Below are 13863 nucleotides of genomic sequence, written 5' to 3' on the forward strand. Positions count from 1 at the left end.
CCGTTGGTTTTCGGTGCCCCCTGTCGGTTGGCGCGGCGGTTTTGCGGACGCGACATGTCGCGCCCCTACCGGTGCATGGGGCGCGGCCGGATGGGGGCATGGTCACTGCTGTTCCGCTTTTCATTCGTTGGCTGGCTGCGCACAATGTGGGCCTTGCACCATTCGGAATCCGAAATGCCCATGACTATCGAAGACAAGCCGCTGGCCGGCCGCCGTATTGCTGTACCCGAGAGCAGGGAGCTCGACCTGTTCGCTGACATGCTGATCAAGCGTGGCGCTGATGTGCTGCGTTGTCCGCTGGTGTCGATCCACGACGCGCCTGACCCGCAGCCGGTGCTGGCCTGGATGCGTGAGCTGATTGAACAGCCCTTTGATCAGGTGATTCTGCTGACTGGTGAGGGCTTGCGGCGCATGCTGGCGCTGGCTGAGCGTCAGGGCGACGGGTTGCGTGACGCCTTTGTTGCAGCGCTGGGGCCGATCCCCAAGCTCACCCGCGGGCCGAAGCCGGGTGCGGCGTTGCGCAAGGTGGGGCTCAGGCCGGATCGCGTTGCGGTGGCGCCGACCACCGAGGGCGTTATCGAGACGCTCAAGGGCGAAAACCTGCTGGGCGTGCGTATCGGTGTGCAGTTGTACGGCACGGACCCCAATACCCGCCTGATCGATTTTCTGACCGGCGCGGGCGCCCAGGTCAAAACCGTTGCGCCTTATATCTATGCCGACGACGTTGAAGACGCGCAGGTGGATCGACTCATTGACGCACTACTGGCAGTTGAGGTGGACGCCATCGCCTTCACCAGTGCAACCCAGGTGCGTCGATTGCTGCAAATTGCCAAGCGTCGTGATGACGGCGAGGCTATGCTGCTGTCGGCACTGGAACGGATCAAGGTGGCGGCGGTGGGGCCGGTGGTTGCCGATGAGCTGCGAGAACGGGGCATCAATGTGGATCTGATGCCAGAGAGCAGCTTTTTTATGAAGCCGCTGGTGCGCGAGCTGGTGAAGGTGTTGGGCTGACCGCTTCAGGGCCGGGCTGGTGGCGGCAGCATCCAACATTGATTGGCTTCCCTTTGCAGGATGCGCCGAGCTGAACGGGCTGCTGGCACTTGTCAGCCGGTGCCCGCGCGGCAACAATGCAGGCTTGTCTGAACCCCGCGAGCCCAAGGAAGCTGGATGACCAACGAATCCACCGCGCTACGACTTTCCCCCGACCAACTTACCGCCCCCATCGATCTGGACAGCCTCGGCTTTACGACCACCGACGATCTGGAACCTTTCCGTGGCATTCTCGGTCAGGAGCGGGCGGTCGAGGCCCTGCAGTTCGGTGTGGCCATGCACCGTCCGGGGTACAACGTGTTTGTCATGGGCGATCCGGGAACCGGCCGTTTTTCCTATGTGCAGCGCTACCTGCGCGCTGAGGCCAAGCGCCAGGTCACCCCGCAGGACTGTGTCTACGTCAACAACTTCGATGAGCCCCGCGAACCCTGGGTGATCAGCCTGGCACCCGGTTCTGCCGGCGAGCTGATCGAGGTGATCGACCGTTTTATCGATAATCTGCTGGCAACCTTCCCCGCAGTGTTTGAACACCCGGCCTATCAGCAGAAGAAAAGCGCCATTGATCGGGCTTTCAACCAGCGCTACGACCGGGCGATTGATTCGGTAGAGCGCCGCGCGCTGGAAAAAAACATCGCGCTGTACCGTGACTCGCAGAATATTGCCTTTACGCCGATGAAGGAGGGCAAGGCGCTGGACGAGGCCGACTTTGCCCAGTTGCCGGAGGAGGAGCGCGAGCGTTTCCACAGCGATATTTCCGAGCTGGAGGAGGTGCTGAACGAAGAGCTCGCCAGCCTGCCGCAGTGGAAGCGCGAGTCGAGCAACCAGCTGCGCGAGCTCAACGAGCAGACCATTACCGAAGCCTTGCAGCCCCTGCTTGAGCCGCTGCTGGAGCGCTACAGCGGCAATCAGGCGGTCTGTGATTACCTGCAGGCGATGCGCCAGAATCTGCTCAAGACGGTGATTGATCAACTGGTCGAGGAGCGGGCGCTGGAGGCACGGCCAGACGCGTACAAGCGGCAGATGCTGGTCGAACAGTACAGCCCCAGCCTGATCGTTGGTCATCACACCAGTGGCGGCGCGCCGGTCGTGCACGAGCCGCATCCGTCCTACGACAACCTTTTCGGGCGTATCGAGTACTCACCCGAGCAGGGCGCGCTGGTAACCAGTTATCGGCATATCCGCTCCGGCGCATTGCATCGGGCAAACGGCGGTTTTCTGCTGCTGGAAGCCGAGAAGCTGCTGGGCGAGCCCTTTGTCTGGGACGCCCTCAAGCGTGCCCTGCATTCGCGCGAGCTGAAGATGGAGTCGCCCTGGGCCGATATGGGCCGACTGGCGACGGTAACCCTGACCCCCCAGGTAATCCCGCTGGATGTGAAGGTGGTGATCATCGGCTCGCGTCAGGTCTATTACGCGTTGCAGGATCTGGATCCGGACTTCCAGGAAATGTTTCGCGTGCTGGTGGATTTCGATGAGGATCTGCCGCGCACGCCGGACAGTATCGAAGGCATGGCCCAGTTGCTGAAAACCCGTACCTCGGAGGAGGGGCTGGCCCCGCTTACCGCGGCGGCGGTTGCCCGGGTGCTGACCTACAGCACCCGGCTGGCCGAGCATCAGAAGCGGCTCTCGGCGCGTATCAGCGATATTTTTCAGCTGGTGGCCGAGGCCGACTTTACCCGCCAGCTGGCGGGTGACCCGATCACCGATACCGCGCACATCGAACGTGCCCTGCGCGCCAAGGAAACCCGAACCGGACGGGTCAGCGCGCGCATTCACGAAGACATGCTGTCGGGCGTGATTCTGATCGACACCGACGGCGCTGCGGTCGGCAAGTGCAACGGGCTGACCGTACTTGAGGTGGGTGATTCGGTATTCGGGTTGCCCGCGCGTATCAGTGCTACGGTCTACCCGGGCGGCAGCGGAATTGTCGATATTGAGCGTGAGGTGAACCTCGGGCAGCCGATTCACTCCAAGGGCGTGATGATTCTGACCGGTTTTCTCGGCAGCCGTTATGCCCAGAAGCATCCGCTGGAAATCTCCGCGAGTATCGCGCTGGAGCAGTCCTATGGCTATGTCGATGGCGACAGTGCGTCGCTCGGTGAGGTCTGCACCCTGATATCGGCGCTCTCGCGCACGCCTCTGAAGCAGTGCTTTGCCATTACCGGTTCGATCAACCAGTTCGGCGAGGTGCAGGCGGTCGGCGGGTTGAACGAGAAGATAGAAGGCTTTTTCCGCCTGTGTCAGGCCCGTGGCCTGACCGGTCAGCAGGGCGTTATCATTCCGCGCTCGAACGTACCCAACCTGATGCTGGATGAAGAAGTCCTGCAGGCTGTGCGTAACGGCCAGTTCTCGGTTTACGGCGTGTCCTGTGTGGACGAGGCGCTGGCACTGCTGGCCGGAGAGCCGGCGGGCGAATTGAACGAGGAAGGGGATTTCGCCGAGGGCAGTATCAATGCCAGGGTGGTTGCCCGCCTGGCCGAGATTGCCGAGCGTGACCGTGAAGAGGAAGAGTCAGACCCGGAGGAGGGCGACGGCGCCAAGTAAGCGGGTTTTATCCGCCTTGCCCGCGAGCTTGAGCGGTGGGCCGCAACGGGTTCTGTCTACAGGGTTATCCACAGGCTTTGCTGCGACAGGTTGTCACTGATTGCCAACGGATACCCGAATGAGGTCTTGACGCCGGCAGGGCAATCTGCTCCCTGCTGGCCTTTCGATGCCGCTGAAAGGTGCGCACTGCCTGCTTTTCAGCACATCAACGGTTCACCGCGTCAAGGATGGTTCAACTGAACAAAATGTGTGCGAGTCGCGCCAGCGCCCGTGCTGACAGGGTCGCAGTGAGTTATCAGTTCACTGCTCACAGAGTTATCCACAGTTACTGTGAACAACCATCGCGCCCCAAAATCGAACATACTGAAATCGAGGTTAATGCAGTCAATGGAACGCCTTCTGGAAAACCTGATGTACTCGGCGCGCTGGATTCTTGCGCCTATCTATCTGGGCCTGTCTCTGGCGCTTGCGGCGTTGGCGGTCAAGTTCTTTCAGGAACTGTTTCATCTGTTGCCTCACCTGCTCGAAACCGCCGAAGCCGATCTCATTCTGGTCGTGCTCTCGCTGGTGGATATGGCGCTGGTGGGCGGCCTGCTGGTCATGGTGATGATTTCCGGCTACGAGAATTTCGTCTCCCAGTTGGACATCGACGACGGCAAGGAGAAGCTCAGCTGGCTTGGCAAGATGGACTCCGGCTCGCTGAAGATGAAGGTTGCGGCATCGATTGTCGCGATTTCATCGATTCACCTGCTCAAGGTGTTCATGAATGCGCAGAATATCCCCAATGACAAGCTGATGTGGTACGTGATCATTCACCTCACCTTTGTGGTGTCCTCCTTTGGCATGGGCCTGCTGGATCGCTTGGGGCGTGACGGTAAGGCGATTTAATGTTGTACTTCTGGTAAAGGTTTTTGTGTAAGGGTATCGTTCCTGTACAACTTTGCAGGAGTCGATGCCATGACGCTGGAACAATTGATGCGGGCAGCGGACAGAGGGGCCTTGCAGGACCTGGATCTGCTGTCACACGAAGGCGCGGTGTATCTGGTCGAGGCGCTGATCGACGGGTCGCGCCATCTACTCAAGCAGCACGAGGGGGATACTCGGCCCTGGGTATTCCGCTCCCTGCATGACGCGCGCAATGCGCTGGTGGAGCTGCCCTTTCAGACCATCAATCTGGTCCATCTCAATGTCTGTGACGAGATGGGGCCTGACACCCTGGTTACGGGTGGTCCACAGGCGGCGATGCGACTGCCTCTGCCGCTGCACCCCTGAGTGGCTGATATGCGTAATCTGATTCTGCTGCTGGGTGACCAGCTTGATACGGCCATCAGCAGCCTGGCCGGCGCCGATCCCGCGCAGGACCGTATCCTCATGGTGGAAGCCGAGGAGGAGGGACGTTACGTTCCCCATCACCCGCAGAAGATTGTGTTTATCCTCTCTGCCTTGCGGCATTTTGCCGAGGGGTTGCGTGGCCGTGGCTTCAGCGTTGATTACATCAAGCTGGACGACCCGGCCAACAGCGGCTCGCTGGATGGCGAACTGGCGCGTGCCCGCAGCAGGCTGCAGCCTGAGCGTATTCTGCTGACCGAGCCCGGGGAATGGCGGCTGCTTGATCGGTTTCGTCAGCGTCAGGCTGACTGGCCCGAATTGACCTTGCTGCCGGATGAGCGGTTTTTCTGCAGCGCGGATTGGTTCGCCAACTGGGCCGCCGGGCGCAAGCAGCTGCGGATGGAGTTCTTCTATCGCGAGATGCGTCGCCGCAGCGGCCTGCTGATGACGTCGGAAGGCCAGCCGGAAGGCGGCAGCTGGAACTTTGATCAGGATAATCGCAAGGCGCTGCCTGCAGGGCACCCTGTACCGGAGCAGCCGCATTTTCCGATGGACGCCATCACCTGCGAGGTAGCCGCCCTGGTCGCTGCCCGGTTTGCTGATCATTACGGTCAGCTTGAGGGTTTTGATTACCCGGTCACCCACGCGGATGCCGAGGCGTTGTGGCAGCGTTTTCGCCAGCAGGCGCTGGCCCGGTTCGGTGACTACCAGGATGCCATGGCGGTGGATCAGCGCTGGCTGTTTCATGCGCGCATAGCCGCGGCGCTGAATATCGGGCTGCTCGATCCGCGCCGGGTGTGTCTGGACGTGCAGGCCGACTGGCAGGCTGGCCTGATTCCGCTGAACGCGGCCGAGGGCTTTATTCGCCAGATTCTCGGCTGGCGCGAGTATGTTCGCGGTATCTACTGGTTATTGATGCCGGAGTACGCCGAGCGCAACGCCTTCGGCAATCAGCGCGATCTGCCCGCGTTCTACTGGACCGGCAAGACGCGGATGCGTTGCATGCAGCAGGCAATTGGCCAAACGCTGGAACATGCCTATGCGCACCATATTCAGCGTCTGATGGTTACCGGCAATTTTGCCCTGCTGGCGGGGATTGAACCCAAGCAGATTTGCGACTGGTATCTGGCCGTGTATATGGATGCCTTTGACTGGGTGGAGCTGCCCAATACCCTGGGCATGGTAATGCATGCCGATGGGGGGTATCTCGGCTCCAAGCCCTACTGCAGCAGCGGGCAGTACATCAAGCGGATGTCGGATTACTGCGGCGGCTGCAGCTACAAGGTCAGCGAGCAGACCGGCGCCAGGGCATGTCCGTTCAACGCGCTGTATTGGCATTTCGTCATGCGCCACCGCGAGCAACTCGGCTCCAATCCGCGCATGGCGATGGTGTACCGCAACCTGCAGCGCATGCCGGAAGCCAAACAGCAGGCCCTGTGGCAGTGGGGCGAGCATCTGCTGGAGCGGCTGGATGCCGGTGAGATGCTGTGATTCGCAAGGGTGACTTGCCGCAGAAAACCTGCGCGGTGTGCGGCAGGCCCTTTGCCTGGCGCCGCAAGTGGGCGCGCTGCTGGGATGAGGTGCGCTACTGCTCCGAGCGTTGCCGCCGTGCCCGCAGCGGCTGAGCGCCGTCAGCTGGCTGCCAGCACTACGAACTTGGGTGCAGCGGCGCGCTGTTCGACCTTGGTGAAGTAGCGCCTGAGGGTCTGGTGGTAGCCCAGATGGCGATTGCCGACCACCAGCAGCTCGCCGCCATGTGCGAGCGCCTTGCGGCTTTGGTCAAACAGCCGGCGGGCGATTTGATCACCCACTACCTGCTGCTGGTGGAACGGCGGGTTACACAGAACAAGCTCTGCAGACCCTGGCTCGGCTTCACTCAGCCCGTCGCTGACGATGAACCGGGCGCTGCGGCCGGGGAAGGCTGCTGCGAAGTTGTCCTGCGCCGATGCCACCGCTGCCCAGGACTCGTCGATAAATGTCAGCTGTGCCTCGGGGTTGCGGCAGGCTGCCATCAGGCCGAGAGCGCCATTGCCGCAGCCCAGGTCTACTATCCGCGCGCTGCCCAGGTCTGACGGAATGCAGGGCAGCAGCACGCGGGTGCCGATATCCAGCTTCTCGCGCGAGAACACGCCGGGGCGATTGTTCAGCAGCAGCGGGGTGCCATCCAGCGGGTATTGGGTGCTCAGATTGCTGGCGCAAGGCTGCAATACCGGATCGTGCCTGCACTGCAGCAGCCGGGCCTTCTTCCAGCCAAGCGAAGCCTGATAGGGACCAATATGGGCTGCCAGCAGGTCGCCGGCACTCGGCGGCAGGTGCTTGATCATGCTGCCGGCCAGCAGCAGGGCGTTGTCGGTGAGGTGCGGGCGCAGGCGCTGTAACTGATCCTGCAACAGGCTCAGACTCTTGGGGATGCGCAGCAGCACCTGGCGATAACAGCCGTCCGGTGTCTGGGTGCTATTGAAGAATTGAACCCTGGCCGAATCAAGATTGTTGGCTGCGAGGTTGCCCTGGAGGGCGCGCCAGCTCATCCATGAATCGCCCCAGCTGTGTGTCTCCAGACCTGCCGTTGCCAGTGCGCAGGCGAGTGCGCCGAAGCTGTCGTTGACGACCAGGATCGGGCCGCTGTCGGCGGGCTCCTCCTGCAGTCGCTGCAGCAGGTAGAGATCGGCGTTGTCGAAGGCCTGAAGTGTGTCTTCCCGGGAGGTGGGATAGCGCTGCAGCTGCAGTGAGCCGTAGGGGGTATCGCAGGATTGCATGGTCAGCCAGGGCAGTTGGGCGTGCCGCGCAGTATAGCATTACGCGGTGCCCGGATCGGTACCGGGCACCGCTGGGGCTTATCCCTGTTTCTGCTCTTTCAGCAGATCGCGGATCTCGCCAAGCAGTACCTCTTCCTTCGACGGTGCCGGCGGCGCAGCTGGTGCTGCCTCTTCCTTTTTCTTCAGGCTGTTCATTACCTTGACCGCAGTGAAGACTGCGGCGGCGATGATCAGGAAGTCCACGACGCTCTGGATAAACATTCCGTAGCCGATGGCCACCTCGGCTGCGTCACCTTCTGCCTGTTTCAGGACAATGGCCAGATCGGTGAAGTTGACGCCGCCGATCAGTACACCCAGCGGCGGCATGACGACGTTGTTGACGAACGAGGAAACGACCTTGCCAAACGCGGCGCCGATGATAATACCCACGGCCATGTCGACAACGTTGCCGCGCATGGCAAAAGCCTTGAATTCATCCAGTAGTTTCATTGCCTGTTTCCTTGAGAAGCGCCGACTTGGCGAGAGCTGATCATAGCCAAGCAAGCGCGTTTGACCAACTACTCAAGTGCTTCCTCAAGTGCCTCGCAGAGGATGCGCAACGTCTGGATGCGGGCATGACGCTTGTCTTCAGCGGGAATCAGGTGCCACGGTGCCGAGCGGGTCGAGGTGTGCTCAACCATGTCATTGAGCGCCTCAACGTAGTCGGGCCAGCGCTTGCGGTTACGCCAGTCTTCCTCGGTCAGCTTGTAGCGTTTAACCGGTGATGCTTCCCGTTCCTTGAAGCGCTTGAGCTGTTCCTCCTCGGTGATCGCCAGCCAGAACTTGATCAGCAGCGTACCGTTCTCGGTCAGCTGTTGCTCGAATTCATTGATTTCGCCGTAGGCGCGTTGCCATTCGGATTCGGCGCAGAAGCCTTCAACCCGCTCTACCAGCACGCGGCCGTAGTAACTGCGGTCGAATACCACGACATTTCCGTCAGCCGGTATTCGTCGCCAAAAGCGCCACAGATAGGGCATTCGGCGCTCTTCGTCACTCGGCGCGCGGGTGCCGTGAACCCGCAGGATACGCGGGTCGAGACATTGGGTGATGCGGCGGATGGCACCGCCCTTGCCGGCGGCATCACTGCCCTCGAACACCAGCATCAGGCTGCGACGGGCGAAGCGCGGATGCTGCATCAGGTCGCGCAGTCTGTTCTGCCAATGCAGCAGCTGTTGCTGGTACTCGTCCTTTGGCAGCTTCTGGCTGTAATCCAGCTGGGCGAGGTAGTCGCGCTGGGCGGGTTGCCAGCCGTAGACCGGGCGCGGCACCGGCGGTGTGTTGATACGCTGGCGCATGGCTTCCAGCACGATCTGGCCGATGCGCTGGTCGCGCAGGTGAGGGTCTGTTGCCGGCACCCGAATCCAGGGGGACTCGTTGGTGGAGGTCAGCTCGGTCATCAGGCGGGCACCCTCGCGCACCTTCTCGTAGTCGGCGGCGCTGAAGTCACCCCATTCGCGCATGGCTACGGTCTGTTTCAGCAGACTGGGGTCCACCCGCTGGCGCGTCCCGCGTTCATCGTCGGTCAGGTGCAGCCAGATCTTGACCAGGATAATGCCTTCATCATTGAGCAGGCGTTCGAAATGCAGGATGTCCTGCATTTGTGCGGTAAAGCGGTTGATGCTGATTTGCCCCCGACTCAACTTCATCAGCGGCTGGTGGTACCAGGAGCCCAGATAAAACCCCAGTTCGCCGGCCGGTGGCAGGGTGCGCCAATAGCGCCACATGCGTGGCATGCGCTTGTCGACCCCTTTGGGCATCCCGAAAGCGCGGGTATTGAGGTAGCGGTTGTCCAGCCACTCGTAGAAGCTGTGGATGACTTCCGCCTTGCCCGCGAAGTCGTTGCCGCTGATCAGGACCAGGACCGAGCCGTGTTCCAGCGAGCGCAGTTCGAACTGGGTCTCCAGCAGTTCCTCGCGCAGCGCTTCGCGTTCGGCCTTGCGCTGCTTGCTGTCGTCCTTGCTGTTACCCATGCGCGACGGCAGACCAATTGATGTCCGGTACCTGCTCGAAGGCCGGACGTGCCAGCAGATAGCCCTGAAAGAGGTGGACATTCTGTTCGCGCAGGAATGCCAGCTCGGCTTCGGTTTCGACCCCTTCGGCGATGACTTCGATGCTCAGGGCGGCGCAGACCCCAAGGATGCCGCGCACGATCGCCTGCTTTACCACGTCCTTGTCGATATCACGGATCAGCGCCATGTCGAGCTTGATGATGTCCGGCTGGAACTCGGCCAGCAGATTCAGCCCCGAATAGCCTGCACCGAAATCGTCGATGGCGGTTTTGAAGCCCTGGCGCTTGTACTCGGTAATGATGCTTTTGAGATGATCCTTGTCGACCATCTGCTCGTTTTCGGTAATTTCAAAAATCAGCCGCTCCACCGGGAAGTTGAAGCGCTTTGCCGCTTCCAGGGTAGCGCGAATGCAGGTCGCCGCCTGATACACCGCGTTGGGCAGAAAATTGATGCTGACAAAGCAGGGGATGTTCAGCCGGGCAGCCAGCTCTACTGCCTTGACGCGGCAGGACTGGTCAAACTGATAACGATTGTCGGTGGTGACCTTGGACAGAATGCCGGCCGCGCCGGTACCGTCTATGCCGCGTACCAGCGCCTCGCAGGCAAAGAGCTGGCGGGTGCGTACGTCGACGATCGGCTGAAACGCCATGCTGAAGTCAAAGTCCAGCGCAGGACGGTCGATGCAGGCTCGACAGGGCGGCGGTGATTGTGGCTCGGTAGTCATTCTGTTGGATCCTTACGCCTTTAGGCGGTCAGTATAGAGGATAATGTTCCTCTGATATCAAGCGGCGCTTTATGGTGCCTCGACCCGGATAAAGCAAGATGGCCAAACAGAAACGTATTTACGGCTGCACCGAATGCGGTGCCACCTTTTCCAAGTGGGCGGGCCAATGCCCGGAATGCCAGGCGTGGAACAGCATGGTGGAGACCGTGGTGGACACCACGCCTACCGGTGGCAGCCCCTCACGCAGCAGCAACTGGACCGGGCAGCAGGCGTCAGTCAAGACGCTGGCAGAGGTCACTACAGAAGAAATGCCGCGGCAGCCCAGCGGCTCGTCCGAGCTTGATCGGGTGCTGGGTGGCGGCCTGGTCGCCGGGTCGGTGGTGCTGATCGGCGGCGATCCCGGGATCGGCAAATCGACCATTCTGCTACAGACCCTCTGCCGCCTGGCGCAGGGTATGCCTGCGCTCTATGTGACCGGTGAGGAATCACAGCAGCAGGTGGCAATGCGCGCCCGCCGGCTTGGTCTGCCGGAAGATCAGCTCAAGGTGATGACCGAAACCTGTATCGAGAGCATTGTTGCGACGGCGCGGCAGGAACAGCCACGGGTTATGGTGGTTGACTCGATCCAGACCATCTTCACCGAGCAGTTGCAGTCGGCCCCGGGCGGTGTTGCCCAGGTACGCGAGAGCGCTGCCTTGCTGGTGCGATACGCCAAGCAGAGTGGCACGGCAATTTTTCTGGTCGGCCACGTTACCAAGGAAGGCTCGCTGGCCGGGCCGCGGGTGCTTGAGCACATGGTGGACACGGTGCTGTATTTCGAGGGTGAGGCTGACGGTCGTTACCGCATGCTGCGGGCGGTGAAGAACCGTTTTGGCGCGGTCAACGAGCTGGGTGTGTTTGCCATGACCGACAAGGGTCTTAAAGAAGTGGCCAACCCCTCTGCGATTTTCCTCTCACGTTACGACGCGCCGATTCCGGGCAGCGTGGTGATGGCCACCTGGGAAGGCTCGCGGCCGATGCTGGTGGAGGTGCAGGCGCTGGTGGATACCAGTCATCTGGGCAATCCGCGCCGGGTCACGCTGGGGCTGGATCAGAACCGGTTGGCGATGCTGCTCGCCGTGCTGCACCGCCATGGCGGCGTTGCGACCTATGACCAGGATGTCTTCGTCAACGTCGTCGGTGGGGTCAAGGTACTGGAAACGGCAGCCGATCTGGCGCTGCTGGCGGCGGTCATGTCCAGTCTGCGTAACCGGCCGCTGCCGATGGATCTGATGGTATTTGGTGAGCTGGGGCTGTCAGGTGAGATTCGCCCGGTGCCGAGCGGACAGGAGCGCTTGAAGGAAGCCGCCAAACATGGCTTTACCCGCGCCATCGTACCCAAGGCCAACGCGCCCAAGGAAGCGCCCAAAGGAATGCAGGTGATTGCCGTGACCCGGCTGGATCAGGCGCTGGCGGCGATATTTGAGTAGCAGCGGCGTAGCCGCTGCTACAGCTGCAAGCCTCAAGCTGCAAGCTACAAGCTACAAGCTACAAGCTACAAGCTACAAGCGAAAAGCGAAAAGGCGAAAAGCAAAACCCCCGGGGCTAGTCGCTCGGGAGGGAGTTGGGAGGCACTTGAAGCTTGAAGCTTGAAGCTTGCCGCTGCGGCGCATGGCGCCGCCTAAAGCAAAGCCGCCAGCTCTCGTTCAAGCAGCGCTGCATCGCCCAGGTTGAGGGCGACCAGGCGGCGCAGGTGGCTGATGGAGTCGAGGTCGATGTGCTCACACTGAAAGCCGAGCAGTCCTTCTTCGGCGTGTGCCAGTGAGACTTCCATGCGGATCTGGCTGCCTTCGGACAGGTCGATAATGGCAACGAAAGGGGCTTTGGCGCGTGTCGTGTCCCACTGATCAGGCTGCATGACCAGCAGGCCACGCAGGGATATGTCGATCAACTGAACTGCCACGCACCAGTCGTCCTGTTGCAGCAGGGTGTGGGCATCGAACGGAATGCGGCTGAAACGCCGTCTGTCATCATGCATCCGATGGCTCCCGGGTGTATTGGTCATCGATGCCCACACTATAGCGCTTTTTACTGCTTACACCACGCCTTGAGCCAGCATTGCGTCGGCGACCTTGACGAAGCCGGCGATGTTGGCGCCCTTGACGTAATTGATGTGGCCATCTTCTTCTCTGCCATAACGTTCACAGGCGGCGTGAATGGATTGCATGATGCAATGCAGCTTCTCGTCGACCTCGCCGGCAGTCCAGTGCAGGCGCATGGCGTTCTGGCTCATTTCCAGGCCGCTTACCGCCACACCGCCGGCGTTGGCAGCCTTGCCCGGGGCAAACAGGATGCGATGCTCCTGGAGCAGGTCGACGGCCTCCAGGGTGCTCGGCATGTTGGCGCCCTCGGCGACAGCGATGCAGCCGTTCTCGATCAGATGACGGGCGTCGTCTGCACCCAGTTCGTTCTGGGTTGCGCAGGGCAGGGCAATGTCGCAGGGCAGATGCCACGGGCGCTGGCCGGCGATAAATTCACAGCCGTCGCCATGCAGCGACTCCAGTCGCCCGCGCTGCTCGTTCTTCAGCGTCATCAGCGTGTCCCACTGTGCCTGGGTCATGCCGTCCGGGTAGTACAGGGTGCCGCCGGAGTCGGAAACCGAGATCACCTTTGCCCCCAGCTCCAGCACCTTCTGCGCTGCGTACTGGGCGACATTCCCGGAGCCGGAGATGGCAACTCGTTTGCCCTCGAAGCTGTCATTGCGCTGTTTGAGCATCTGCTCGGCAAAGTAGACGCAGCCGTAACCGGTCGCTTCGGGACGGATCAGACTGCCGCCGTAGCTGATGCCCTTGCCGGTCAGAACGGAGGTGAATTCGTTGCGCAGGCGTTTGTATTGGCCGTACATGTAGCCAATTTCACGCGCACCGACGCCGATGTCGCCGGCGGGGATATCCAGGTCTGCACCAATATGGCGCGACAGCTCGGTCATGAAGGACTGGCAGAAGCGCATGATCTCGCCGTCACTCTTGCCCTTGGGATCGAAGTCGGAGCCGCCTTTGCCGCCGCCCATCGGCAAGCTGGTCAGCGCATTCTTGAAAACCTGCTCGAAGGCGAGGAATTTCAGCACGCCAAGATTCACCGACGGGTGGAAGCGCAGGCCACCCTTGTACGGGCCAATGGCGCTGTTCATCTGCACACGGAAGCCGCGGTTCACTTGCACGGTGCCCTTGTCGTCGACCCAGCAGACGCGAAATTGGATGACGCGCTCGGGCTCGATCAGACGTTCGATGATGCCTGCACGCAGGTATTTCGGGTTGGCTTCCAGGAAGGGCCAGAGGCTGCTGAGCACCTCTTCGGCGGCTTGGTGGAATTCTGGCTGATGGGGGTCGCGCAGGGTCAGTTCGGTCAGGCAGGCAGCCAGGGTGTAGGTCATGTC

The 13863-nt window shown here is 61.3% G+C and carries 13 protein-coding genes; 7 read left to right on the forward strand and 6 right to left on the reverse strand.

From position 1 onward, the window contains the following. Positions 1-174: 174 nt before the first annotated feature. The 6 genes from B7O88_RS16740 to B7O88_RS16765 all read left to right on the forward strand — a co-directional run bounded on the left by B7O88_RS16740 (position 175) and on the right by B7O88_RS16765 (position 6545). Entirely contained in the window at positions 175-1011 is an 837-nt protein-coding gene (locus tag B7O88_RS16740) for a uroporphyrinogen-III synthase (RefSeq protein ID WP_088277838.1), read from the forward strand. A 156-nt stretch (positions 1012-1167) separates the two neighbouring features. Further along, complete coding sequence (locus B7O88_RS16745; protein ID WP_088277777.1) at positions 1168-3591, forward strand: Lon protease family protein; 2424 nt, start codon at positions 1168-1170, stop codon at positions 3589-3591. 387 nt (positions 3592-3978) lie between these two features. After that, positions 3979-4479 carry a TIGR00645 family protein gene (locus B7O88_RS16750; protein WP_088277779.1) on the forward strand — a complete coding sequence of 167 codons (501 nt, stop codon included), beginning with the start codon at positions 3979-3981 and terminating at the stop codon, positions 4477-4479. Positions 4480-4548: 69 nt separating this feature from the next. After that, positions 4549-4863, forward strand: coding sequence for a DUF6482 family protein (locus B7O88_RS16755; protein WP_088277781.1), 315 nt, complete (start codon positions 4549-4551; stop codon positions 4861-4863). Between the two features lie 9 nt (positions 4864-4872). Beyond that, on the forward strand, positions 4873-6411 hold the full coding sequence (locus B7O88_RS16760) for a cryptochrome/photolyase family protein (RefSeq protein ID WP_088277783.1): 1539 nt from the start codon (positions 4873-4875) through the stop codon (positions 6409-6411). After that, entirely contained in the window at positions 6411-6545 is a 135-nt protein-coding gene (locus B7O88_RS16765; protein ID WP_088277840.1) for a DUF2256 domain-containing protein, read from the forward strand. The genes B7O88_RS16760 and B7O88_RS16765 overlap by 1 nt, the downstream gene beginning before the upstream one ends. Positions 6546-6551: 6 nt before the next feature. Here B7O88_RS16765 and B7O88_RS16770 read toward each other — a convergent pair whose 3' ends face one another. The 4 genes from B7O88_RS16770 to B7O88_RS16785 all read right to left on the reverse strand — a co-directional run bounded on the left by B7O88_RS16770 (position 6552) and on the right by B7O88_RS16785 (position 10448). Then, complete coding sequence (locus B7O88_RS16770; RefSeq protein WP_088277785.1) at positions 6552-7676, reverse strand: methyltransferase; 1125 nt, start codon at positions 7674-7676, stop codon at positions 6552-6554. Positions 7677-7754: 78 nt separating this feature from the next. Then, positions 7755-8165, reverse strand: a complete 411-nt coding sequence (gene mscL, locus B7O88_RS16775; RefSeq protein ID WP_088277787.1) for a large-conductance mechanosensitive channel protein MscL — start codon at positions 8163-8165, stop codon at positions 7755-7757. A gap of 68 nt (positions 8166-8233) precedes the next feature. Then, positions 8234-9685, reverse strand: coding sequence for a polyphosphate:AMP phosphotransferase (gene pap / locus B7O88_RS16780; RefSeq protein WP_160003208.1), 1452 nt, complete (start codon positions 9683-9685; stop codon positions 8234-8236). Continuing rightward, positions 9678-10448: an EAL domain-containing protein gene (locus tag B7O88_RS16785; RefSeq protein WP_200818485.1), complete on the reverse strand. Its 771-nt coding sequence runs from the start codon at positions 10446-10448 to the stop codon at positions 9678-9680. The genes pap and B7O88_RS16785 overlap by 8 nt, the downstream gene beginning before the upstream one ends. 98 nt (positions 10449-10546) lie before the next feature. Here B7O88_RS16785 and radA point away from each other — a divergent pair, with 98 nt between their 5' ends. After that, positions 10547-11917, forward strand: a complete 1371-nt coding sequence (gene radA, locus B7O88_RS16790; protein WP_088277791.1) for a DNA repair protein RadA — start codon at positions 10547-10549, stop codon at positions 11915-11917. A 191-nt stretch (positions 11918-12108) separates the two neighbouring features. Here radA and B7O88_RS16795 read toward each other — a convergent pair whose 3' ends face one another. After that, complete coding sequence (locus B7O88_RS16795) at positions 12109-12465, reverse strand: PilZ domain-containing protein (RefSeq protein WP_228245838.1); 357 nt, start codon at positions 12463-12465, stop codon at positions 12109-12111. A gap of 57 nt (positions 12466-12522) precedes the next feature. Beyond that, positions 12523-13860 (reverse strand): NADP-specific glutamate dehydrogenase, encoded by a 1338-nt coding sequence (gene gdhA, locus B7O88_RS16800; RefSeq protein WP_088277795.1) that lies wholly within the window; start codon positions 13858-13860, stop codon positions 12523-12525. Positions 13861-13863: the final 3 nt, after the last annotated feature.

This window comes from Halopseudomonas aestusnigri (genome assembly GCF_002197985.1).
Taxonomy (GTDB): Bacteria; Pseudomonadota; Gammaproteobacteria; order Pseudomonadales; family Pseudomonadaceae; genus Halopseudomonas; species Halopseudomonas aestusnigri.